The 23279-nt window shown below is 43.2% G+C and carries 22 protein-coding genes, 1 tRNA gene and 1 rRNA gene; 5 read left to right on the top strand and 19 right to left on the bottom strand.

The genetic code is table 11. From position 1 onward, the window contains the following. Positions 1-5: 5 nt before the first annotated feature. The 18 genes from fliD to LG368_RS13175 form a co-directional block, all read right to left on the bottom strand. Positions 6-1658: a flagellar filament capping protein FliD gene (gene fliD, locus LG368_RS13260; protein ID WP_226755209.1), complete on the bottom strand. Its 1653-nt coding sequence runs from the start codon at positions 1656-1658 to the stop codon at positions 6-8. A gap of 40 nt (positions 1659-1698) precedes the next feature. After that, positions 1699-2118 carry a flagellar protein FlaG gene (locus LG368_RS13255; RefSeq protein ID WP_226755208.1) on the bottom strand — a complete coding sequence of 140 codons (420 nt, stop codon included), beginning with the start codon at positions 2116-2118 and terminating at the stop codon, positions 1699-1701. A 66-nt stretch (positions 2119-2184) separates the two neighbouring features. Next, a complete protein-coding gene (locus LG368_RS13250) occupies positions 2185-3072 on the bottom strand; it encodes a flagellin N-terminal helical domain-containing protein (RefSeq protein ID WP_226755207.1) in 888 nt (295 codons plus the stop codon). A gap of 881 nt (positions 3073-3953) precedes the next feature. Further along, on the bottom strand, positions 3954-4844 hold the full coding sequence (locus tag LG368_RS13245) for a flagellin N-terminal helical domain-containing protein (RefSeq protein ID WP_226755206.1): 891 nt from the start codon (positions 4842-4844) through the stop codon (positions 3954-3956). 300 nt (positions 4845-5144) lie between these two features. Continuing rightward, entirely contained in the window at positions 5145-6710 is a 1566-nt protein-coding gene (locus tag LG368_RS13240) for an HD-GYP domain-containing protein (protein ID WP_226755205.1), read from the bottom strand. A gap of 21 nt (positions 6711-6731) precedes the next feature. Continuing rightward, positions 6732-8042, bottom strand: coding sequence for a flagellar hook-associated protein FlgL (gene flgL, locus LG368_RS13235; protein ID WP_226755204.1), 1311 nt, complete (start codon positions 8040-8042; stop codon positions 6732-6734). Between the two features lie 4 nt (positions 8043-8046). Continuing rightward, positions 8047-10026, bottom strand: coding sequence for a flagellar hook-associated protein FlgK (flgK, locus tag LG368_RS13230; RefSeq protein WP_226755203.1), 1980 nt, complete (start codon positions 10024-10026; stop codon positions 8047-8049). 117 nt (positions 10027-10143) lie between these two features. After that, positions 10144-11130: a flagellar assembly peptidoglycan hydrolase FlgJ gene (gene flgJ, locus LG368_RS13225; RefSeq protein WP_226755202.1), complete on the bottom strand. Its 987-nt coding sequence runs from the start codon at positions 11128-11130 to the stop codon at positions 10144-10146. A gap of 4 nt (positions 11131-11134) precedes the next feature. Then, the gene (locus tag LG368_RS13220) at positions 11135-12223 is read right to left on the bottom strand and encodes a flagellar basal body P-ring protein FlgI (protein ID WP_226755201.1); all 1089 of its coding nucleotides are present in this window, start codon (positions 12221-12223) and stop codon (positions 11135-11137) included. 54 nt (positions 12224-12277) lie between these two features. Then, on the bottom strand, positions 12278-13141 hold the full coding sequence (locus LG368_RS13215) for a flagellar basal body L-ring protein FlgH (RefSeq protein ID WP_226755200.1): 864 nt from the start codon (positions 13139-13141) through the stop codon (positions 12278-12280). A 14-nt stretch (positions 13142-13155) separates the two neighbouring features. Continuing rightward, positions 13156-13941: a flagellar basal-body rod protein FlgG gene (flgG, locus tag LG368_RS13210; RefSeq protein ID WP_226755199.1), complete on the bottom strand. Its 786-nt coding sequence runs from the start codon at positions 13939-13941 to the stop codon at positions 13156-13158. Between the two features lie 96 nt (positions 13942-14037). Then, positions 14038-14781 carry a flagellar basal-body rod protein FlgF gene (gene flgF / locus LG368_RS13205; protein WP_226755198.1) on the bottom strand — a complete coding sequence of 248 codons (744 nt, stop codon included), beginning with the start codon at positions 14779-14781 and terminating at the stop codon, positions 14038-14040. A 149-nt stretch (positions 14782-14930) separates the two neighbouring features. Further along, positions 14931-16634, bottom strand: coding sequence for a flagellar hook-basal body complex protein (locus tag LG368_RS13200; protein WP_226755197.1), 1704 nt, complete (start codon positions 16632-16634; stop codon positions 14931-14933). A 13-nt stretch (positions 16635-16647) separates the two neighbouring features. Further along, positions 16648-17352 carry a flagellar hook assembly protein FlgD gene (locus LG368_RS13195; protein ID WP_226755196.1) on the bottom strand — a complete coding sequence of 235 codons (705 nt, stop codon included), beginning with the start codon at positions 17350-17352 and terminating at the stop codon, positions 16648-16650. A 10-nt stretch (positions 17353-17362) separates the two neighbouring features. After that, entirely contained in the window at positions 17363-17812 is a 450-nt protein-coding gene (gene flgC, locus LG368_RS13190) for a flagellar basal body rod protein FlgC (protein ID WP_226755195.1), read from the bottom strand. Between the two features lie 5 nt (positions 17813-17817). After that, positions 17818-18210: a flagellar basal body rod protein FlgB gene (gene flgB / locus LG368_RS13185; protein WP_226755194.1), complete on the bottom strand. Its 393-nt coding sequence runs from the start codon at positions 18208-18210 to the stop codon at positions 17818-17820. Between the two features lie 223 nt (positions 18211-18433). Beyond that, entirely contained in the window at positions 18434-19270 is an 837-nt protein-coding gene (locus LG368_RS13180; RefSeq protein WP_226755193.1) for a CheR family methyltransferase, read from the bottom strand. 73 nt (positions 19271-19343) lie between these two features. Next, positions 19344-20276 (bottom strand): chemotaxis protein CheV, encoded by a 933-nt coding sequence (locus LG368_RS13175; protein WP_226755192.1) that lies wholly within the window; start codon positions 20274-20276, stop codon positions 19344-19346. A 143-nt stretch (positions 20277-20419) separates the two neighbouring features. On the opposite strand from LG368_RS13175, the gene flgA reads away from it, so the two are divergent. The 5 genes from flgA to LG368_RS13150 all read left to right on the top strand — a co-directional run bounded on the left by flgA (position 20420) and on the right by LG368_RS13150 (position 22742). Further along, complete coding sequence (gene flgA / locus LG368_RS13170) at positions 20420-21112, top strand: flagellar basal body P-ring formation chaperone FlgA (RefSeq protein WP_226755191.1); 693 nt, start codon at positions 20420-20422, stop codon at positions 21110-21112. A 111-nt stretch (positions 21113-21223) separates the two neighbouring features. Then, positions 21224-21538: a flagellar biosynthesis anti-sigma factor FlgM gene (flgM, locus tag LG368_RS13165; RefSeq protein ID WP_226755190.1), complete on the top strand. Its 315-nt coding sequence runs from the start codon at positions 21224-21226 to the stop codon at positions 21536-21538. 39 nt (positions 21539-21577) lie between these two features. Further along, complete coding sequence (locus LG368_RS13160; protein ID WP_226755189.1) at positions 21578-22057, top strand: flagella synthesis protein FlgN; 480 nt, start codon at positions 21578-21580, stop codon at positions 22055-22057. A 16-nt stretch (positions 22058-22073) separates the two neighbouring features. Further along, positions 22074-22520 (top strand): methyltransferase family protein, encoded by a 447-nt coding sequence (locus LG368_RS13155; RefSeq protein WP_226755188.1) that lies wholly within the window; start codon positions 22074-22076, stop codon positions 22518-22520. A gap of 145 nt (positions 22521-22665) precedes the next feature. After that, positions 22666-22742 (top strand) — tRNA-Arg (locus LG368_RS13150). 416 nt (positions 22743-23158) lie between these two features. Here LG368_RS13150 and rrf read toward each other — a convergent pair. Next, positions 23159-23273, bottom strand: a 5S ribosomal RNA gene (gene rrf, locus LG368_RS13145). Positions 23274-23279: the final 6 nt, after the last annotated feature.

Genomic DNA, 23279 nt, shown 5'->3' with positions numbered 1-23279 from the left:
CGGGTTTACAAGTTAGCTAACACGGAGTTCAAGTAACCGCCCTGTGCATTCATATTGGCGAGACGAGAATCCAAACTTGCAAACTTAGAACGGAGGGAGTCTTCATATTTGACCATTCGGTCTTCGTACGCTTCCAACGTTCCTTCTGTACTATCTATCGACCGCTGGAGCGAATCCTTTAATGTATTTGTCATGCCATTTGAGCCAGTGTAGTTAGATAAAAGGCTTTCTAATGATTTGGCTAAACCTTTTTCACCGGCAATCAGTGGCGCAATGTCGCTGTAGCCATTTTTTATCGCATCATCGAATTTAACACGGTTAAACTCCAGCATACCTTGATTGTCCATTTTGACACCGAGGTCAAAAATAGAGGTAAAGGTGCTGGTATCACCTCGGCTCGTCATCAGCTCTGTCGATAGGGAAGACTGCAGATTACGAACCATACTATTACCATTTAATACAGCGCCTTTATCAGAGCTTTGTTTTAGCAGGCCGACAAGGTCGTTGTAAGAAGCAATAAAGCCTTGTACTGTCTCTTGAACAGTCTCTTTATCAAAGCTGATGTCTACCTTGGTCGCTTTCTCTGTCGGTGCCAGAGCCTCTATCGACAAGCCTGCGACCGCTTCATCAAAGGTATTGGTGTCGTTACGGATTTGTATGCCATCCACCGTAATAACAGCATCTTGGGCTTCATCGCCGATCGGCGTATACATACCGGCAAATGCCCCTTCGGTTGTCAAACTGTCCAACATAGACGTCGGTATGACGGAAGAAGCCTGACCTTGCTCGTTAGCCTGTATTGATGGTGACGCCGCTTGTGCGGAGTTAAGCACTGTTTCTGTTGTGTCATCTTCCGTGACATTCGCATCGTTTTCGACATCCGCAGGGATGGGGCCGTCGTTTGCAAAATCAACATCGTCCCCTCGAATATCAAGCGGGTCCGTATCGTCTTTGATTTCTGGCTCGTCTTCAATAATATCACTGGCAGGGTCATTGATGTCGTCAGCTGGCGTATTGTCTTGTTCTATAGCTTGGCCGCTTTCGTCAAGTGTTGGGGCGCTGTTAATCATTCGAAGGGAATTACCAGCACCTTCAATAGAGGAAGTTGCTGTGAAAAAGAGATTGCCGTTACCATCGTCAACTAAATTGGCAGAAACACCAAAGTTGTCTTCTGCTGTGTTAATTTGGTTGCGTAGCTCAGATAATGTGGTGCCTGCTTTAACATCAATAGAAAACGCTTTATCGCCGGCTTGAAACGTCAATTCAGAGTTCGTTTTAGAAACAACATCATCAGTAGAAGAAAACAAACCTTGGGCAGACATCACCCGGCTACCTTTCGCTAGCTGGTTAACATCAATCGAGTAAGAACCGTTTGATGCTGTTTTGTCTGTGGTGATGGCGATGGCTTCTTTACCTTCATCTTGCGCAATGTTTGCGTTCCGACCGGTAAAAAGCTCATCATCATTCAGTGCATTGACGGACGATTTGAAGCCATCGATAGCGGAACCGACCCGACCCACTGCAGAGAGCTCGGCTTCATAGCCTTGAATTTTGTTCTGATAAAGTTTGACCTTGGTGTCTCGTTGAGCGCTCACCATTTCTTTAACAAGGGATTCGAGATCCATACCCGACCCTGCGCCTAATGAGCCTACCGACATACCTTATCTCCTAACACTGTGCATTATCTTTTAGGGTGAATCACACCTCACTGTTTACCAAGGTGCCCTTGATATCACTGAGTTGACTCATAATAGCATCGATTCTATCAGACATTTTAAGGAATTCTTCTGTTGGAATTTGTCTCACCACATCCCCAGTCGATTGATCTAATACTTTAACAATATTTTGCTTTTGATCTTCACTCATTTCAAAGGTTAAACGCACATTTAATTGAGCCATTTTCTGATTGGCCGTTTCGATGTCGCTTGCCTCTACGATCACTTTTGAATCGCTTTGACTTTTATCGTCTTTGTCAGTTTTACTGGCACCCTCTGTATCTTGCACTACTTTAGCATTCTCCTGACGCTGAGCAATAAAATCATCGGATACACGTTGCTCGGGTCTCACCAAAGAATAACTGACGCCTTGCTTAGAAAAATCACTGGCATTGATGGTCATAACAGAGTTCCTCCAAGTAGACAAAAGCCAGGGCAAAACCCCAGCTTTTCGCTACCACTTACTGGATTAGCCTAACAAAGACAAAGCAGTTTGTGGACGCTGATTGGCTTGCGCCAAGATAGATGAACTTGCCTGTTGAAGAATCTGAGAGCTGGTTAGCTTAGCAGTTTCCTCAGCAAAGTCAGTATCACGAATACGAGAACGGGCAGCCGATACGTTTTCAGTGATGTTGCTTAGGTTCGTAATAGTGGAACCAAAACGGTTTTGTACCGCACCCAACTCAGAACGCTTAGAGTCTACTGCTGCAATCATGGTATCCAACACATCGATCATACTTTGTGCGTTAGCCACGGTTGATACAGAAGCCGTTGACTGACTAACCTGTGGTGTTGTCGCAGAGTTTGCAGACAAACCGGACATAGTAAAGCCACCGTTTGCAGCATAATCTATTGAGTTTGCAGTACCACCAGACGCCAACGTAAAACTAATAGTTTGGTTAGAGTCAGCACCGACTTGGTAAACACCATTGTATGTGCCGTCCAACAAGTTTTCGCCACCGAAAGTGGTATCAGAGGCAATACGGTTGATCTCAGTAGACAACTGCTCAACTTCTTGTTGAATCGCAACACGGTCTTTATCAGAGTTCGAACCGTTGGCAGACTGAATAGACAAGGTACGCATACGTTGCAACATGTTAGTTGTTTCGTCTAACGCGCCTTCTGCCGTTTGCGCCAAAGAAATACCGTCGTTGGCATTACGTACAGATTGATTTAAACCATTCACCTGAGAAGTTAAACGGTTAGAAATAAGCAGACCTGCTGAGTCATCAGACGCACTGTTGATACGTTGACCAGAAGACAAACGTTCAAAAGAAGTATCCAAAGAATTGGCTGAACCCATCAATTGGCGCTGAGCACTTAATGATGAAGTATTTGTATTTACGTAAAGAGCCATAATAGCCTCCTAATTTTATTGAACCCTGCAAAAAGCAGATCGTACAAGGTTTTCGGCACAGAAATAAAAACCTTTAGCTTGCTATGGCACTTTTATTCCTTAAAGAGGAAAAAAATACCCAAAAAACGGCAAAAAAATTCCTAACACATTGTTTTAAAAGATATTAAACAGAATAAAAAAACGTGAATTATTTTCAAAAAGTTACTTTATCGGTGCTTGCCACGTCATTTTCCCCTAAAGTCAGCACTAAATGAGTTTAATTGGCCGTACTAAGGTGCTCTCCCTTAACCAGCCACTTTGCTACGGCTTTGCTACGGCAAAAACGCCTTAAAAAAGGCAAATACCGGCAACCAGGCAAGCAAAAAATTGCCGCAAAATAGGCGTAACAATGCCTCGCTTACAACGGACATAAAAAACGAATAAGTGCAGAGACTGATCACTGCTTAAGGCAGCAAAAACAACCAAAACAGAGAAAGCTAATCACTTTTCAGCAATAAGTGATCACATCAGATCAACCGGCAAATTTGTTATTACTGACTAAACTCAATACATTTCAATAGAACCTCATTATGACTATCCCGCAACACTCACCACTCATCGACACGGCTAAAAACCATGATCAAATCGTTAAAAAGCGCATCTCAAAGCCGATCTCAACACCGTTGAAAATCACCGTCTTTGACATACTCCTATCGTTTCTTTTAAACATAGAAAAGCGTGGCCGATTCAACGCTCAACAATACAAAATTTAGGCAAAAAAAAGCCGAGTGATAACCATCACTCGGCTGAAAAGGCACCTCTAGGAGAGAGAAGTAGCCTATATTCCGAGAAAGTCTCGAATATCTTTTTGCATTACCAAGACATCCACTCTTCTGTCCCTATTAGCCTCCTAACAAGGACAAAGCGGTTTGTGGACGTTGGTTCGCTTGAGCAAGAATAGTACTGCTGGCTTGTTGCAGGATCTGAGCACTGGTCAAATTTGCCGTTTCTAAAGCAAAATCAGCATCACGCACACGAGCTCGGGCAGCAGACACGTTTTCAGAAATATTTGTTAAGTTGTTAATCGTTGAGCCAAAGCGGTTTTGTATTGCACCCAACTCCGAACGCTTGGAGTCAACGGCTGCAATCATGGTGTCCAACACATCGATCATGCTCTGTGCATTCGCAACAGTAGAGATAGAAGCAGTCGATACACTGACCTGAACCGTGGTTGCAGAGTTCGCAGACAAACCGGACATAGTGAAGCCGCCGTTGCCAGTGTAATCAATGGAGTTATTTGAACCACCAGACTCCAAAGTAAAACTGATTGTCTGATTGGAATCCGCACCCACCTGAAAGACACCGTTAAAAGTACCATCTAGCAAATTAGAACCACCAAATGTTGTGGTGTCAGCAATTCGGTTAATCTCAGTAGACAGCTGTGCCATCTCTTCTTGAAGGGCAATACGATCTTTCTCAGAGTTAGAACCGTTGGCAGACTGAATAGATAAAGTACGCATACGTTGAAGCATGTTGGTTGTTTCATCCAACGCACCTTCCGCTGTTTGTGCCAATGAAATACCATCGTTTGCATTTCGTACTGATTGATTTAAACCATTAATTTGCGAGGTTAATCGATCTGATATTTGTAACCCTGCGGCATCGTCTGCAGCGCTATTAATACGCTGTCCAGAAGACAAACGTTGAAAGGACGTATCTAGGTCACGAGATGAACCCGCTAGTGAACGCTGAGCACTCAGCGAAGAAATATTAGTGTTAACAAATAAAGACATTTTTCTCTCCTAAAAACAAAATTTAATGAGACAACCTTTTGATTTAATTAATTATTTGGTTTTTTGTCTCTTATTAAAGTTATCGACAAGGAAGCCATAAGCTTTAATATTTTTTTCGTTTATTTGATCTGTATTTGCAACAGCACAGACCTCAAAAAAACGTTACTGACTCTTATCGATCCTTACTCTAATAACTTTAAAAATTATTGAAATTAAATAGAAAAAAAATGAAGAGGTGCACGATTTTGTCTGTTTCTGGAAAGAAAAAAAAAGGGAAGGGAGGGGAAAAAAGAAAGAAGGTTAGGAGAGATGGTTGATAAATTTCAAATTAAATTGCTGCGGATTCACTTCTTTTTCAATTTTTACGTCGGTATCCAGTTGGGAGACCTTGTTGATCTCAATATCCGTAGACTCAATAAAGGCTTTATTGGTCATGCTATACACTTGTCGTATGAGAGAGGGCTGGGCCTCTTTGTTTAAGGTTAATACAAAGCCAACACGACCATTTGATAACAGAACACAAGATCCAACAGGGATTTTACCAATACTGCTTAGAAAAACAGACAAGAGACGCTTATCAAACGCCAACCCTGATTCTTTGCGCATCTTTTGCATTGCGCTAATCGGTGTCATCGATTCTTTATGCGCTTGCGCTGACGTCATGGCATCGTAAGCGTCTATAATCGCCGCAACCTTACCGTATGTCGAAATCTCTTGATCTTGCTTCCCTGCGGGATAGCCTGACCCATCGATTTTTTCATGATGATCTATCAGCATCTGATAAACCGCTTTTGGTACTCCCTCACACTTATTCAGTATCTGCTCACCAAAGTAAATATGTTTGCGAAATAGGTCAAACTCAGCCTCTGTCATCTTTGTTGTCTTAGTAATCATTGCTGGAGGCAAACGAAATCGTCCAAGGTCAAGCAACAAAGCCCCTAAACACACCACCTCTATGTACACCTGAGAAAGCTTCATTGCCTTAGTGAAGTGAATGGCTAGGACTGCCATACCAATTGCATGCTGCTCTAGGTAAATAGACGCATCTTTAATATGACGAATGGCCATAATTGAAGCATTATTGCGGGTATGAGAATCAATGAGACGCCGACAAAACATCATTAAGGAAGGCAATTCTAATAATTCCCCACGCTTGTAGCGTTCAACTTGATTGGATATTAACTTATGACCCTCAGCAAACAGTTTTAGGGCCGTTACCGTCTCATCATTGAACGAAGTAGGGGCTAATTTAACAGCGGAAGCGGCCTTCTTCTTAGCCACTTTTGACTTAATATCCCTATCAGCAACGTCAGAATTTTTGTCTTTTACCTCATTGGACGTGCTGTTTGAAAGCTTATTTTCCCCCACACCCGACGCTTCCATCCTTGCCTTGTAACTGAGGATGTATTCACGGGTATGGTCGTTGAGCTCCTGACGAAAATAGCGAAACAAGCTCAAGCCATGCTTACGCTTCTCTCTAAATTCTTTTGTGCTTAGATCAGGTGTTAATTTTCTAAGGCTTCGCACGGAACGCCCTGTTGCGACAGAAAGGCACAACATCAGAAATCGTTCTTGAGCATCATACAAACGCTCTTTCTTACTGGTTAAAAGCTTTTCATCTGAAAAATAAGGATCGAAGGGAAGAAAAGGTTCGTCTAACGTGGGGCCAACAATATCAAAAATGACCTGACGCATAGCAACGGCGACGATACGCTCATCATGGCCATGCTTTTTTACTAAATTTTGTACGCGCTTATGAGAAGTTACTTCTTTTTGAATGTCTAAGATATCTAATATTTCATAAATATTAAAATACCCTACATTAATGTCAGCGCCAAAACAGGACTCAATCTTAAATGCTGACATCGCGACTCTATTACCTCAACCTTATATTTTATTAAACAATGACATGTTGCTGATGCGCGTAAACACTTGCTGAGAAGCGTTTAAAGCCGACTCATTCATCGACAACTCCGTTGCCGCAGCAGCAAGATCTAACCCACCAATTCTATCCTGAGCAATAACATTTGAAAGCTGATTGGCCGCACTGAAATCGCCCCTATCCTGCAAAGTATTTAGACGACCACCCACAGCCGAACGCCCTTCACTCACCGAACGCTGTGTGTTTTGGATACTCACTGTCGCATTTTGAAAGGCTTCAGAACGTGCTTCAGGAGAAGCATTACGATCTTTTAACACCACTAAAGCATCGTTGATTTCGTTTAATACATTGTCACGTCGTGGCTTATCAAGAGAAATACCCACGCTTGCCCCTGGCTGGCCACGCAACGTCAATGACATGCCAGAAAAATTGATCGGTTCACCTGCCGTGTAATTGCCTGAAGAAACGACTTCACCCAAGCTATTCATAATGGCGTATTTACCAGGATCACCATCAAACTGCATACGTCTTAGGTTATCTTCCGTTGAATCAGCTTGCAACACGCTAAGATCAATGTCTGGTAACGTCCCTTCTTCTGCATTGATGGGTAAGGTTGTGACCAAGAAGGTGTTCGCTGCAAGGTTTGTTGGGTCATAATAAGTCTCCATGAACTCATTAAAATCCCCTTGATTTTTCACTTCTGTGGACAAAGATATGTCCCCGGCCAAACGCTGAGAGGAAAACGTTCGATTCGTCCAAATATCTTGAAATAGCTTTTTGCCAGAATCGGTAACAGGCACTTTCATGTCTTCGGAGATCTGAGCATATTTTATGCCCTCATTGCCTGACCACTGATAGCGTCCTTCTGTGTCCAAAGTAAATGGTGGGCTTTTTGTGTCTGTTCCGGCAAAAATATAACTGCCATCTGCGCTACGGGAGTTCATGAGCTCGGCCATGGACTCGGTGATCAACGACACTTCTTGCGCAATGGCATTGAGGTCTTCTTGGGAGTTAATATTATTTTGCGCTTGAACAAACAAAGTGCGCACTTCATCGAGAGAGTCGTTAAGGCTGTCTAAAGCGACTTCTTGGTATTCTAGGTTACTGGTTGCCATGTCGATCGCTTCATCGAAACGCTTCAACTGACGATTACTGCCTTCATACATCATTAACTGACTTGCACCCACTGGGTTGTCGCTGGGTTTCACAATCTCAGTCTGCGCCGTAATTTTATCTTGGACTGTCAGCATTTTCTCATTGGCTTGAGTAATAGCACGACTAGACTGTCCGTAAATTAGATTGTTGGTGACTCGCATAAATCTACCTCATAATTCCAAGCAGTGTCTCAAACGTAGTACGGGCAGCCGTTACCACTTGAGCGGATGCTGAATAAGATTGCTGGTACTTTAGCAAATTCACGGCTTCCTCATCCAAACTGACGGCGGATAACCGGTCACGTCGATTAGCGCTGTCGTTCATGATCACCTCACTTGAGGCTGCGTGACCCGCAATTTCAGCGGTTTTTGTTCCAACATTCGAAATAAAGCTGGCAAAGGATTTGGTTAAGCTGGCCTCGCCTTCTACTAGAGAAGCACTTTGTAGTCCCAATAGCGCCAGACCATTAAAGTTGTCCGAAGGCCCGACTTCCTCGGTGCTGATTGAGAACTCATCCCCTATTTTAGGAGACGATGATAAAGACACATCAAATCCTGCCTTCTCTGCCAACCCTGCTTGCTCAAGCAGGTCACTGTACTCAAACACGTTGTTTACGCTCGCTAAATCTGCGCCAGACGCATCACGCACAACAAACGAATCCGGCGACGTAAAATACACACTGTGTGGCGCATTTGGGTATAGCGTACCATTTGCAGCAAAGGCAGAAGAGTCTGGCTGCGTATTTGTGACCGATGATAAGGTCATTTTAGCTTCTGATAAATTATCAGAATGCGTTGATACTCCGACAGGCGCACTTAATGCAAAATCATCACCATTTTTCGCTTCAAGTTGTAAATTAACAGCGGCGTCTTCTGTTGGCGTAAAACTAAAAACATCGTCTGCATTAATAGTGTTTGACTCAGTAACTCGTATCTCTAACCCAAGTTCATCGATCTTCACATAACCGTCACGGTTAGGGGTCATATTACTGGGGTCATAGAGCACTTCGGGACCCGTAGAAACACCATTCAAATCATAACGCTTTATTGTAAAGCGATTATCGTCCGTTTTAGAGAGTTCATAGGTGTCTTTTGTAATTTTAGCCCCTTCGCCTGCTGACACTCTTACTGAAATATCCGACAACTTATCTTGGCTGTCTGCTTTCGTATGGATTTTGATCTCTCCAAATGACAACAAATCCTTACCAAATTGGCCGTTTGCATCTAAGCCTTTTGCATTTTGCACATTCATGGCATCAGACAAGGCAATAGCATGCTGACCCAATGTACGATCAGCGTACACACCAAATTCAGCATGGTAATCAAGCAAACCGCCAACACTGCCCCCTATCCCTTCTGTTTTTAGCATCACATCATGGTCGCCAAAATTCACCGCCAACTGAATGTTTTTAGGGTCCATTGAGTTTGCAACGACCTTTAACTCCGGTGCGCGCTCACTCATAACCAAAGGCTGTCCATTTGCAAAAGAGACGGTCATCAGTCCTCGATCATCAAACTGTGTTTTTGCCGTCACGAACTCAGACAACTCTTTTGCCAGCAACTCTTGCTGATCCCTTAACTCATTCGCGGGAGAAGTAGACAAACCTTCTTCACGAAGAATCTTTTTGTTTAAGTCTGAAATTTTGCTGGTAATGGCATTCACTTCCGTCAAAGAAGAAGATAATTGATCGTCGACCAAGTCTTGCTGGCGAGTCACGACCGTGGACAGCGTTTTGTACTGGTTAACCACACTTCCTAAACTTGAATGAGCCAGCTGGCGTAAAGAAGAGGACGTTGGATCATCATTAGCAGCCTGTAAGGCACTGAACGCCTTGTCGAGGTAGCCCGTTAGCGCCACACTGTCTTCCGATAATAGGCTATCTGAAGCGGTCATTAAGGAGCGAAACGTATCGTAATAAGAAAACTCAGAGGCATCAGATCGCACCTGAGCACTAACAAAATTATCAACAAGACGCGCAGTATCTCGAACCAACACACCGGAAGCTCCGGGCGAACTTACGGTATCGGTTCTTTGACGGCTGTAGCCCTCAGTATTCACATTGGCCGTGTTTTGCCCCGTTGTATTAATACGAGCATTACTGGACTGTAGCCCAGACAAACCAATTGAATATAAATTAGAGCCCATCGCCCATACCTCTGCTAGGTGTTCTTAAGAATGGTATTCTTGCTGATACAAAAAGAATCATTAAGGTAATGTTATCGACCATCGAACTGAAAACTTTACCTGATCAAAAATTGGTTTTTACAGCGCATCTAGCCAAGAGCTCGATACAATACGATCTATTTTCTGAGCGTAATTCGGGTCGGTTGCATAACCGCCCTGCTGTAAAGAATACGCGAAGGACGCTGCGTCTTTTCCAGAGCGAAGTGCTTCTTGATAGCGTTCACTGGTCGATAAAAAATCAGCGTAGTCTTCAAAACTTTGCGCGAAAGAGTCATAAGCACGAAAGGCGGCTTTTTCTCGTTTTGCAACACCATCTCGAAACTCTAGCGTACTGACAACCGCACGATCGCCTTGCCAACGATTATCAGCTTTGATACCAAACAGGTTAAAGCTGGCAGTACCGTCTTCTTTTGCAATGGGAAATTTCCCCCATCCTGTTTCTAAGGCCGCTTGCGCTAAAACCGCTTTAGGATTCACACCCAGAAGATCCGCGGCTTTTTGTGCATAAGGCCAAAGCTGCTGAACAAATTCATCAGGAGAGTCAAAGACAACAGACACCGCTGATGGTAAAGAAATATCCTGTGAGGAGGTACCACTCGATTGAGAAACGGCCTCCTGCTGGACAGACTGAGCGAACTCGGTTGAAGCCTGCTTGGCGAGAGCCTGAATTCTAACAAGGTCTTGTTTAGCCACTTGATTTAAAAAGTCACTGTCGCCACGTGCTTTCGCTTCTGGTGAACTCACACTGGCCTGCTGTTGTGTTTGATATTGGCGAATTAATGCATCTGACAAACCAATACCGCCGGACTTGGCCATACTCTGAGCCATTTGAGAGTCCATCATTTCTTGATATTGCTTTGTTTGAGCACTTGAGAATAAGCCGCCACCAATCGCTTCATTGGAGCTGCGCATATTCTTAAGCAATATATTCAAAAAAATAGACTCAAACTGCTGAGCAACCTCTTTTACCGCGGCATCAGGGTCTTTCTGTGCTCGCGTTTTCAAATCTGTTAAAGAAGAAAAGTCGGCAAAAAAATCTTGTTTTGATGGAACAGAATTCATCATTGACCTATATCACCACTAAATCCGCATTGATGGCACCAGCTTGCTTTAATCCTTCGAGTATTGCCATCACATCACCCGGCGCAGCACCCACTTGGTTAACTGCACGCACAATATCGTTTAACGATGCACCAGGATCAAAAACAAACATTCGACCACTGCCTGGGGATAAATCCACACCTTCACGGGGAGAAATAATCGTCTCTCCTCCGGTCAAGGTGCCATCTTGCCCGGCCACCGGTGGCACTTCTTTAATAGTGACCGTTAAACTGCCGTGAGTAATCGCGGCCGGAGACACTCTCACATGCTGACCAATAATGATGGTACCGGTTCGAGAATTCACCACGATACGAGCACGCTCTTCTGCCACAACGACTTCTAAATTTTCTAAAATCGATAGATACGTCACTCGCTGACTTGGGTCTCTAGGAGCTGACACGCGTATGGAGGTTGCATCAAGTGTTGTTGCAACACCCGGTCCCAGAAGGTTATTAATACTGTCTGACACCTGTTTTGCGGTTGTGAAGTCCGGTCGATTAAGGTTAAACGTTAAGGTATCGCCCGTATTAAAACTGCTTGGAACAGTACGCTCAACACTTGCCCCATTTGGGATTCGACCAACGGTTGGCACATTGACGGAGTTTCGTGAGCCGTCCGTACCATTCGCACCCAGGCCGCCCACAACAAGGTTTCCTTGTGCAATGGCGTAAACTGCACCGTCTGCCCCTTTCAACGTAGACAACAATAGGGTGCCACCACGAAGTGCGCTTGCGTTACCAATAGAAGACGCTGTTACATCGATTTTTTGACCTGGCTTTGAAAAAGCAGGCAAGGTCGCGGTTAAAGACACCGCGGCCACATTTTGCGAAGAAGCCGTTACCCCATCAGGTAAGGTCACACCAAACTTTGACAACATACTGGCAAAACTTTGGTTTGTGAAAGGCGTACTGTCCCCAGTGCCGTTTAAGCCAATCACCAAACCATAACCGAATAGCTGGTTATCTCGTACCCCTTGGACACTGGCAATGTCTTTTAAACGTTCTGCTTGCGCCACAAAAGAGGCAAAGAGTAAAAACATTAACACTATGTGTTTCATTGGAGCACCTGTGAATACAAAAACTTGTTAAATAAAAAATGACGCACTTAAAAATCAGTACGGCATATTGCTCGAATTCAGTAATCGACTGACCCAGCCTTGTTCACTGCCTGCCGCCACTTCACCAGTACCGGAATACGTAATGCGAGCGTCGGCTACACGTTCAGAATCCACCGTATTATCAGGAGAAATATCCTGTTTGCGCACAACACCTGAAAAACGGATGTATTCATCACCTTGATTGAGACGCAGCCACTTCTCACCACGAACCGCTAGCTGGCCGTTAGGATACACTCTCAACACAGTAACCGATATCGTACCTGTTAAGCTGTTATTTTGATTGGCGGAGGCATTACCAGAAAAATCCGTACCTTGCTGAGGTAATGTCGTATCCACCTTCAATTCTTGCCCTAACACAGTGGGATTTTCTAACGTAGCCGACGCAGACTTCGATATCGTCGCCGCATTGGCTTTTGTCGAAGCGGTGGTTTCGTTTAAATTAATAGTAAGGATGTCACCCACTTTGTTTGCCTTTTGATCCCCAAAAAACACATCCCCCATGCTGGCCTGATAAATTCCTCCCGTTGGGGCCTGCGAAGGCGCCATACCATTAGGATACACAGGAGCGTAATAAGGATCATCAGACTGAACAGAGGCTCTCATTTTAGGTCCATTCAAAGGATCATTAGGGTCTGGGACATAACCTTTACGGGGCGCTTCTTCAACAACCTCTTCATCTTCTGCCTCCTCTTCTTCGTTCTCGTTCTCTTCTGCTGCGGCATCCACAACCGCATCAACCACTGCATTTGCCGCGCCAGCCGCTGCGGCATTGGCGACTGCTTGCTCGTTTACATCCCATGCAAGACACCCAGATAAACTGAGACTTAATAAAATACAGTACGAAAATTTTATATTCATCGTTAATACGCTACTTATAACTGTTGAATCGCAAAGCTCATCATACCATCGGCAGAGGAGATCACTTTGGAATTCATTTCATAGGCTCTTTGCGTTGTAATCATGTTAACCAGCTCTTCAATCGAATTCACATTAGACGCTTCCAACATGCCTTGCGCAATTCTCCCCAGTGACTCTGTGCCGGGCACTCCAACAACTGGGGGACCACTCGCATTTGTCTCAGTATATAAATTTTGCCCTTCTGCATTTAACCCCGTTGGGTTAATAAAAGTCGCAATATTGATCGCACCAACCTGTTGGGCGTCAGCGTCTTCTGAATTACGCACTGACACAACACCATCTTCAGAAATTAAAATTTCAACAGATCCTCGATCAACCTGAATACCAGGCTCTAATACTAAACCACCTGCAGTGACAATTTGTCCTTGGCTATTAAGCTGTAAACTACCATCACGAGTGTAAGCAATGGTGCCATCGGGTTGAAGCACCTGAAGAAAGCCTTTTCCTTGGATGGCAATATCAAGCTGTCTGTCTGTCATATTATAATCGCCATTAGAAAAGTCTTTTTGCGTTGCACCGACTTTTACCCCTGTTCCCAACTGCAGACCAGACGGTAATTCTGAGTTTTGAGCACTCAAGCCACCTGGCGCTCGAACATTTTTGTACATCAAGTCCTCAAAAACAGCTCGATCTTTTTTAAACGCGGTACTGGAAACGTTTGCCAAGTTGTTGGCAACCACATTAAGCTGTTTATCCATGGCACTTAAACCGGTTTTGCTGACCCATAGTGCTGAATTCATATCACGCCTCTGTCTTATAATCGTTGTTAAACGAAAGAATGTGCAATTTTAAAAAATACGTATTAGGTTAATCGACTATTGAACGTGTCAATACGATTAAGATGTTCTTTGTAGTATGCGTGCTGACGAATCAGCGTTGTTACGAATGGAGTCCATCATTTTCACATTCATTTCAAAGCGTCGTGCTAGATTCATAATATGCGTCATTTCTTCGACAGCGTTCACATTACTACTTTCTATAAAACCCGTCGCTAACGTAACATTCAGATCAGGCTGAAAAATTTGGCCGTCTCGGGAGTGTATTAAACCGTCTTCTTCTTTGCGTAAATTCTGCTGGTCTGGGTTAACCAATTTAATTTGATCTAATACAGCCACCTCATTACCGGCTCCCCCTTGAGGAACAATAGAGATAGAGCCATCTGACATGATGGTGATACTGTCAGAGGGTGGTAAAAATATTGGACCTGACATACCCACCACCGGCAAACCTCTTCCTGTTACAAGCTGTCCTGCGGCATTGATCTGAAAGTCGCCCGCTCGAGTGTAAGCCTCTTGGCCGTTTTCGTCGAAAACAGCAATAAATCCATCACCTGCAACGGCTACATCTAAGTCTCGACCTGTTTGAATCATATCGCCTTGGGTGTACCGCGTAGCAGGGTTTTCCGTCATTGCATATACACGACTTGGATGGTAATTGCCATAAACCGGCATGGCACGAGCCTGCTCAAAGTCAGAACGAAAACCTGTGGTGCTTACGTTTGCCAAGTTGTTCGCATGTATCGTTTGAGCATTCATGGTTTGTACACCACCACTCATTGCTAAATATAAGGCCTTATCCACTACGATTCCTCCAACAGATTTATCGCCAAAAATACTAATGACTATAATCAATACAAAAACCGTACCAAATCGTAAAAAAACAATAAGAAAACAAAAAAGCCGATGCTGAAACCAGCATCGGCTAATGTATTTATTCTGCTTTTAAGCGGTTAACGCAGGTTAATAATGGTCTGTGTTACCGTATTTTCTGTTTCTAACGTCTTACTGTTCGCTTGATAATTACGCTGTGCTTCAATCAATGCCACTAGTTCAGAGGTCAGATCTACATTTGACTCTTCCAATGCACCACCGGCAATTTTACCGAACGTACCGGAATTTGGACGACCAATGTCTGCAGGACCTGATGTCTTACTCGCAAGCCATGCCGTATGCCCATTCGGCACCAAACCGTCAGTGCTGTCGAACGTAGCCAAAGCTAACTGGCCAAGTGTTGCCGTTTGTTGGTTTGTGTAGTTTGCCACTAGCAACCCATCGCTATCAAACGAAACGCCTTGCAACTCACCCGCGGAGAAACCGTTTTGCTCAAACGAGTCTGTGTTATCGATAGCGAACTGAGTGGAGCCACCAAGGTCCAGAGGAGAGATTCGCCCTCTATTTGTCGGGTCTAAACCTCTTATTTCTAAGTTGATTGGCTCTTCCTCGCCAAGAGGCGGAATACCACGATAAGTCCCCATGAGATTACCGGCCGCATCAAAGGTAACTGCTGTATTACGCTCCAGATATCGAGTCTCATCGCCGCTTAACGGATCAATGAATGTTTCCTCACCGTCCATGGTCACACGCATCTCGTAGGTATTATTCTCACCTTGCTTGATAAAGTAGTATCCAAGTGTGTGAGCCTCACCCAGCGAATCATAAACAGTTCGTGTATTGCCATAGGAGTAAGAGTCAGGATTTAAGGGGCTAAAAGCTTCTCGTCCAGAGATACGAGAATCACGGACATCTGCTGGCGCTAAAGTCGACGTAACCGCCTGCCCACCTAAAGTACCCGAAACGGTAAGAGGAGCTGTCAAGCCGACACCAGTGGAGATATCCACAGCATTGGGCTCAGTACTTCCTATGTAGAGCAGTTGAAAAGGCTCTTCTTCAATACCGTCGCCATTGTAATCTAAACCACCATCAGCCGAATTGTAAGTTGCGTAGGTGTCGCCTAAAAATTTTGCGCCAGTATCATCCGTCACATTACCATCGACAGTAGCGTGTACTTTATAGGTATTGGGCAAATCACTTTTGGCATAATAATACGTCACAATATGTGACCCACCATTTGCATCTTGAATACCCTGAGTCTGTGTAAAATTGTAAGTATCAGGATCGGCTGGATCAAAATCCATACGCATAACAGGGGGAACATCCTCTGTCTTGGAGTCTAAATTGACTTGTAGACTCATATCAGAGGTTGGCTCTGGAGGAATACGCTCGGTAGGAATCTTCATGTCTTCAAGATTCCCCCCTACCACGCCATCTACGGCATTGAAACCTTGAACGTTATTGCCGGAGTTAGTCACTAAAAAGCCATCTTCGTCTAGCTTGAAGTTGCCGGCTCTTGTATAAGCATTCGTAACACCCGCATCAATCACAAAGAAGCCGCCGCCATCAATAGCCAAATCTAAGTTACTGTCTGTGTAAGACAGCGTCCCTGATGAAAACTGCTGAGAAACACCACTCACACTCACACCAGAGCCGATACTGTTACCACTTCCTGCACCAAGCACACTGGTATTGTAGAGATCATCGAATTCAATACGCGACTTTTTAAAGCCAGTGGTATCGGAGTTTGCAATGTTGTTACCTGTCACACTTAAATAATCAGCCGACGCTTTAATGCCAGACAGCGCTGTATTAAATCCCATATTTTCTCTCCAACTACCCTAATATTTCTAATTCATTTGTGAGTTTGATTTTGCCGTGATTTTCCACATTGAGCTCTGTACCATTCTCACCGTTAATGGTCACACCTTGGATCCGCGTTGGAATACGCGTACTTAGAGCCGATGTCTCTCCCTTCTCATTTACAAAAGAGGCGGCAAGGCGATATTCACCTGGCGGCAAAACCTTTCCCTCGTTATCCAACGTATCCCACTTATAATCATTGCCTTTTAACTCTGCGGTGCGAACTAAGCGATTACTTTCGTCAAATATTTTCAGTGTTGCCGCTTTCGACTCTTCTGGAAGCAAGGTACGTATTTCTACTGAATCGGTGCCCTCGGCTAATTTAGCCTTATCACCTTCCATCAATATCGATTTACCCACCAAGGTTGATGCACTCAATGCTTGATTCGATGTCAACGATGACGCCATATTTTCCAATTGATCAGAAATACTGGTGAGTCGCTCTAAAGAACTAAACTGAGACATTTGTGCGACCATATCATTGGTATCTTGTGGCGCGGTCGGATCTTGTCCTTTTAGTTGCTCAATATACAACTTAAGAAAGACATTCTGATCCGCTAACGCTGTGCTTTGCTCTTCCGCTTCTGGCTTTTCAATACCGGCTTTTGATTTAGCTGATTCCGTACCATATTGGGAAATTAATCCACCCAACCCCTTCGTGTCTGATATATTTGCCATGGGTCAGCTCCTATGACTGTCCAAGTGTGAGCATTTTCTGCATCATACTTTTTGCTGAGTTCATAATTTCCACATTGGTTTGAAACGACCGAGAAGCAGACATCATGTCAGCCATCTCTTCCATTGGATTCACGTTTGGATAGAAGACATAGCCTTCTTCATTTGCCATTGGATGATCTGGCTCATATCTTGGCTGCAGCGGAGCGTCTGACTCAACAATACCATCGATCTTAACACCCACACCGGCACCACTGCCGTCGGAGCGTACATTCCCCCAACCATTTTCTTGCATGCTGTCGTTCATCATTTGTGAAAAGATAGGCTTACGCGCTCGATAAGTCTGATCAACGGAACTTGCGGCACTGTCTACGTTTGCCATATTACTGGCAACCGTATTAAGACGCACAGTTTGAGCACTCATGGCAGAACCAGATATCGCAAAAATATTACTCAGAGACATAACTATTAATTCCCACTAAGTGCTTTTTTCATGCCATTAATTTTTCTATCTAGCAACATAAAGCTTGTATCAAACTGCATAGCATTTTGTGCGTACTCAGCCTGCTCACGCTGCATATCCACTGTATTGCCATCTAAAGAAGGCTGGCTGGCGTTGCGATAAAACAAGCCGGCTGGTTCACCCATAGAACCAGAAGTTGAAATATGCTTTGAATCTGTACTGGAAAGAGACAGCTTATTGCTTTCATTATTGAAAACAGAATCAAACGATATGTCTCTCGCTTTGAAATTTGGCGTATCGGCATTCGCGATATTATTTGCTAGAACTGCAGCTCTATCACTGCGAAACTGTAACGTTTTATCGTACCCAGCAAATGCATTTTCAAAAGAAATTGCCATCGAACCCTCAACTGATTGCTATAAATAAGTTTACATTAACAAAGCAATTATAGTGCCAACAAAAAAACCCATACAATTCAAAGACTTAAAAAATTAAAAGTGAAAACGGCAAAAAGCGGCAAAGGAAAACGTGAGATATAAAGATAAAAACTCGCCTATGTAAAATAGTGCGAGCTTTTAGAGGAAAAAATGAATAGCAACAAGATAAAAGGAGAGGATATTTTTAACGCGCCTTTGCTTTATAAACAATACCAGGGTGACATTGAATGATATCAAAATAATCAGAAAGACCGCTCAGCGCCTCAGATCCGCCCAAGAAGAGGTAACCACCTGGTTTGAGTGAAGCATGCATTCGCTTCAAAATATCCAACTTGAGATCGACGGTAAAATAAATAAGCACATTTCGACAAAAAATGATGTCAAATTTACCTAACGAAGAAAAAGAATCAATCAAGTTCAAATACTTAAACTCAACTCGAGCGCCTATACTGGCTTTAATTTTCCAGGTTGAATCGTTAACCTTATCAAAATAACGACGCTGTAAGTCTGGACCTAAACCCCTTGCTATCGCCAGACTGTCGTACTCACCCTGTTTAGCATGCTTTAAGATGTTGGTACAAATGTCTGTTGCAACAATCCTCTCGCCTGACTTCAGTACGCCGGGCCGAGCAGCCTTAAACTCTTCAATAACCATGCTAATGGAATAGGGCTCCTGGCCAGTTGAAGAGGCTGCGGACCAAATTCTTAGAGGTGAGCCCGTCATTTCAGGCAGTACTTTTTCCTTTAATATTGTGAAAGGATGTATATCTCTAAACCACAAGGTCTCATTGGTCGTCATCGCATTAATGACTTCTTCCTTGAGCGTTGAACCTCCTCCTCGTTCAAGCTTATCAACCAATTGCTCAATACGTGAAAAGCCTTCTCTATCTAGCAGCTTCCCTAAACGACTAGCAACTAAGTACTGCTTATTATCACTCAATGAAATCCCGCAAACTTTCTGCAGATACTCCCTGAACCTCATATACCCATTCGGCGTTATTGCATTTGTAGTACTGAGCATCACAACTCCATAAGTGATAGACCATAGAAATGAGGTCTAATACATCCAACACTCTATTTGACAAAAAAGTGCTTTATTCGTCCGATTGCACATGCACGGTTTCTATTGCCAGTCTAGCCAGCTCATCTGGCTGGAACTTCGCCAAGAAGCCATCTGCACCTACTTTTTTAACCATAGCCTCATTAAACACCCCACTTAAAGAGGTATGCAACAAAATAAATAGATCTTGCAAACGACTGTCATTACGAATCGCGGTTGTCAATGTGTAGCCATCCATCTCAGGCATTTCAATGTCAGAGATCACCATAGAAAACTCTTTCGTTACATCTTTGCCCTCTGCAACCATCTCTAACAGAAAATCTAACGCTTCTCGTCCATCACACAACACTGTCGTTGCGAAACCAACTTGTTCCATACAACGTTTAATCTGTTTACGAGCAACAGAGGAATCATCAACAATGAGGATATGGTGCTTTTGTGCGTTCTCTGTCACACCAGCATTGACAATACCGTCTGAAATGTCTTGGCGAGTTGGCGCAACTTCTGACAAAATTTGCTCAACATCAATAATTTCAACCATCTCTTTGTCTACTTGGCAGACCGCTGTGAGATAATTGTCATTCAGTAATCCTTTTGGTGGCGGCTGAATATCACTCCAATTCATGTTAACAATACGTTCAACACCTCGCACCAAGAAACCTTGAATACGACGGTTGTACTCAGTAATGATCACAAAACATTGGCTGATGTTTTCCATACCCGTCGCACCCGTCGCTAGTCCTAAGTCTAGAATAGGAATCGTGCCGCCACGGATATGAGCAACACCGCGAACAACAGGTGAGCTGTGCGGCATAGTGGTAAGTTTTGGGCACTGTAGAACCTCTTTCACTTTAAAGACGTTAATGCCGTAAATTTGCTTACCATTAAGGCGGAATAAAAGCAGTTCTAACCGATTTTCGCCTACTAACTGTGTACGTTGGTTAACTGTGTCTAAAACTCCAGCCATATACGCCTCCAAAATTTCTTCACTTTGTTCTGAGGGTTCACCTCAGAATTGTTAATATATATTAACCAATGATAAAGTGATTTATGGGATTTTACTAACTATCTTGTTTGGAACATTGCAATAATCACCAAAGAGAACGCATCATGCTCACCACAAGGCTCATCGTTGCCTTTTTTGTTATAACATCAACGTCAGTTTTTGCACTAGACACTGAAGAGCAGATCAACCAATTCATTGAACAGGTTGAAAAGCCAAGGTTAATAGCGCTTTACCCTGACGCTGAAATAGAGATATCCCTTAACAATTTGGCCGCGCTCAATTATTTACCAACTTGTCAAAGTGAAACGCTTGAAATCCGCAATCAGAGACCAGGCACAACAAGACGAACCAACTATGAAATACGTTGTGACATGCCTGTTTGGAAGTCTTACATTCCTATCACTCAGTCCATTAAAATATCAGCGATAAGAGCTCGCACACCCATTAACCGCGGCCAAGAAATAAACCTAACAAATACCGACATTGGTGAAGTCGAAGTTTCTGGCTTACGAGGCCATGTTTATACAGAAAAAAATCCTCCTTATGGACTAATAGCGTCACGAAATCTGCGTATTAACACTTTTATCACCGACAACCTAACAGACCAGCCAAACCTCATAATAAAAGGTGATGCCATCTTGATTACAGCAAGTAGCGGCAACATTGTTGTAAAAATGAATGGCGTTGCATTAGAAAATGGAACGGCAGGCCAACAAATAAGAGTTAAAAATACCAGCTCCGATCGAATCGTATATGCTAAAGTTGTATCCAGCAGTGAGGTTCTTGTAAACTATTAACTTCGCGTAGTATTACAACGTATAATCGACTTTTATAAGGCTTTTGACTAAAGTTTCTCTCTAGCTTGCCGACATCATAGACAGGCAAATCTTAAAAGGGCGGAAAACCCAATGGCAATACAATTTACAGGTCTATCAAACCAAGGCGCAGTCAACAAGAATGAGCGGCTTCAGCAAGAAAGCCTCTCTAACAAAACGGCAACAAAACAGAGCTCTGTACAAAATAGTGGCTCATTAGCAGAAGACACCGTGAAACTCAGTGGTACGGCTCAAACGTTACAGAACCAGCAAACGAGAATCAGTGAGTTACCAGACGTTGATATGGACAAAGTAGAGCAAATAAAAAATGCAATCGCTGCTGGAGAGTATAAGATAGATACTCAAAAATTAGCGAGTAACATGTCTTCGATGGACTCATTGTTCTAATCCACAGCAAACACTATAGAGCCGTCACACAGCTGCCTTATGATTCCTGTCGTTCCTATTTTCCAAAGAAATAAAGAAATTTTGCATCAGCTCTCATCCATTTTGGATGAAGAGCGCACTGCCTATGGAAAACTTAATAGTGAAGTTATCATCGAAATCGCTAAAAAAAAGCAGATACTGCTCGATGAAATGAATCAACTTAACGACAAACGCACTAAGATTTTAATCAAATTCGGCATCTTTGACAAAAAAGCCCCTTCAGAAGAGGCGTTTAAACACTGGCTAGGACTTCAAGATAGCTCTCTAGATAACGTTCGCCTATTAATGCAAGAGTGTGAAACCCTTTTAAAAGCTTGTAAGATAAAAAACAACACCAATGCTAGAGTATTAAACACTCTTCAAAAACGAAACAAGTCTCTTTATGAGCTACTTCAAGGCCATAGCAGCAAAAACAAAGTCTATACAGCAAAGGGATCAACCCACCCAATAAGCAGTAAACACACATTAGGGCGCGCTTAAATATTTAAGGAATAATATGTTAGCACTTAAAGTCCCACCACCAATTATCTTTGCAGCATCAGGATTTTGCATGTTCGCACTATCCGATTTTCAAATGCAACTTACTCCATGGAGACTCACAATTTGCCTAGTCATTTGGCTACTTGCAATGGCAATTGCACTTACGTCCATTTGGTGTTTTTTTAAGTGTAAAACTAGTGTAGATCCTCATCATCCTGATAAATCCAGTGTGCTGATTGCTACAGGAATTTTTAACTTTTCACGTAACCCTATGTACCTATCCCTTCTTCTCATACTTATTGGCTGGGCTTTTTTACTCTCTTCTTTCTGGACTTTTGTGCCAATCATAGCTTTTATTTTATACATTACTCAGTTTCAAATAAAACCTGAGGAAGAGATATTGGCCAAAAAATTCAATGATGATTATCACCGCTACTGTAGTAGCGTTCGTCGCTGGTTCTAGTTTAGTTGTTCACCATACTGGCTATCATCAAAACTGAAGGCTAAAGATTACTCTACTCCTTTACTAAAATACCTCTTAATTTCATTGAATTAATTAGATGAAATCTATTCAACTTAACTGACTCGCCTGATAAAATAATGAAATTGCCCTCGTAGCTCAGTCGGATAGAGCATTTGCCTCCTAAGCGAAAGGTCGGACGTTCGAATCGTCTCGGGGGCACCACTCTTTATGTCACTTTAAAATTTTTAAAAAAATGCATTTTTTTATCATTTAAGGTTGTAATCGTTCATATTTTATACTAAATTATAAATCAGACAGAGGGCAAAAGGACTTGCCACTACCTCCAAGATGGAGGCTCTGTCGCCTTTCATGATGAACCTGAGCTGCAAGGATGCGGCGGAAATGTCCCCTTGCCTCATGTTTTAATTTTCTTCTTTCAATACATTACTAATAAAAATACACGTTCTGTAAAAACTTTGAAACCCTATTTTATTAGTATCGAAGCACTCATCTGTATCACTTCTTCTGAAAAGCGCTGACTTTAAACTCTCACGCTATTTATAAGTCACAGCATAAAAAATAGTACAAAACGAAAAAAGCCCTGACAGCGTATGCTATCAGGGCTTCTCGTATTTAAAGCTTGACGACGACCTACTCTCACATGGGATCCCCCACACTACCATCGGCGATGGCGCTTTTCACTTCTGAGTTCGGGATGGGATCAGGTGGTTCAACGCCTCTATGATCGTCAAGCAATTC

It is taken from the genome of Marinomonas algarum, from assembly GCF_020532605.1.
In the GTDB taxonomy this organism is placed as follows: Bacteria; Pseudomonadota; Gammaproteobacteria; order Pseudomonadales; family Marinomonadaceae; genus Marinomonas; species Marinomonas algarum.
This window is presented reverse-complemented; position numbering and strand designations above follow the sequence as displayed.

Bases quoted from the DNA above. Each gene is read 5' to 3' on its own strand.
- LG368_RS13180 (WP_226755193.1), bottom strand. From the start codon at position 19,270: ATGCTCAGTACTACAAATGCAATAACGCCGAATGGGTATATGAGGTTC.
- LG368_RS13175 (WP_226755192.1), bottom strand. From the start codon at position 20,276: ATGGCTGGAGTTTTAGACACAGTTAACCAACGTACACAGTTAGTAGGC.
- LG368_RS13160 (WP_226755189.1), top strand. From the start codon at position 21,578: ATGATTCCTGTCGTTCCTATTTTCCAAAGAAATAAAGAAATTTTGCAT.
- LG368_RS13215 (WP_226755200.1), bottom strand. From the start codon at position 13,141: ATGAATATAAAATTTTCGTACTGTATTTTATTAAGTCTCAGTTTATCT.
- flgG (WP_226755199.1), bottom strand. From the start codon at position 13,941: ATGAATTCAGCACTATGGGTCAGCAAAACCGGTTTAAGTGCCATGGAT.
- LG368_RS13250 (WP_226755207.1), bottom strand. From the start codon at position 3,072: ATGGCTCTTTACGTAAATACAAATACTTCATCATTAAGTGCTCAGCGC.
- flgK (WP_226755203.1), bottom strand. From the start codon at position 10,026: ATGGGCTCTAATTTATATTCAATTGGTTTGTCTGGGCTACAGTCCAGT.
- LG368_RS13245 (WP_226755206.1), bottom strand. From the start codon at position 4,844: ATGTCTTTATTTGTTAACACTAATATTTCTTCGCTGAGTGCTCAGCGT.
- LG368_RS13255 (WP_226755208.1), bottom strand. From the start codon at position 2,118: ATGACCATCAATGCCAGTGATTTTTCTAAGCAAGGCGTCAGTTATTCT.
- LG368_RS13195 (WP_226755196.1), bottom strand. From the start codon at position 17,352: ATGGCAAATATATCAGACACGAAGGGGTTGGGTGGATTAATTTCCCAA.
- flgJ (WP_226755202.1), bottom strand. From the start codon at position 11,130: ATGATGAATTCTGTTCCATCAAAACAAGATTTTTTTGCCGACTTTTCT.
- LG368_RS13200 (WP_226755197.1), bottom strand. From the start codon at position 16,634: ATGGGATTTAATACAGCGCTGTCTGGCATTAAAGCGTCGGCTGATTAT.
- LG368_RS13220 (WP_226755201.1), bottom strand. From the start codon at position 12,223: ATGAAACACATAGTGTTAATGTTTTTACTCTTTGCCTCTTTTGTGGCG.
- flgA (WP_226755191.1), top strand. From the start codon at position 20,420: ATGCTCACCACAAGGCTCATCGTTGCCTTTTTTGTTATAACATCAACG.
- flgM (WP_226755190.1), top strand. From the start codon at position 21,224: ATGGCAATACAATTTACAGGTCTATCAAACCAAGGCGCAGTCAACAAG.
- flgB (WP_226755194.1), bottom strand. From the start codon at position 18,210: ATGGCAATTTCTTTTGAAAATGCATTTGCTGGGTACGATAAAACGTTA.
- LG368_RS13240 (WP_226755205.1), bottom strand. From the start codon at position 6,710: ATGTCAGCATTTAAGATTGAGTCCTGTTTTGGCGCTGACATTAATGTA.
- flgC (WP_226755195.1), bottom strand. From the start codon at position 17,812: ATGTCTCTGAGTAATATTTTTGCGATATCTGGTTCTGCCATGAGTGCT.
- LG368_RS13155 (WP_226755188.1), top strand. From the start codon at position 22,074: ATGTTAGCACTTAAAGTCCCACCACCAATTATCTTTGCAGCATCAGGA.
- flgL (WP_226755204.1), bottom strand. From the start codon at position 8,042: ATGCGAGTCACCAACAATCTAATTTACGGACAGTCTAGTCGTGCTATT.
- fliD (WP_226755209.1), bottom strand. From the start codon at position 1,658: ATGTCGGTAGGCTCATTAGGCGCAGGGTCGGGTATGGATCTCGAATCC.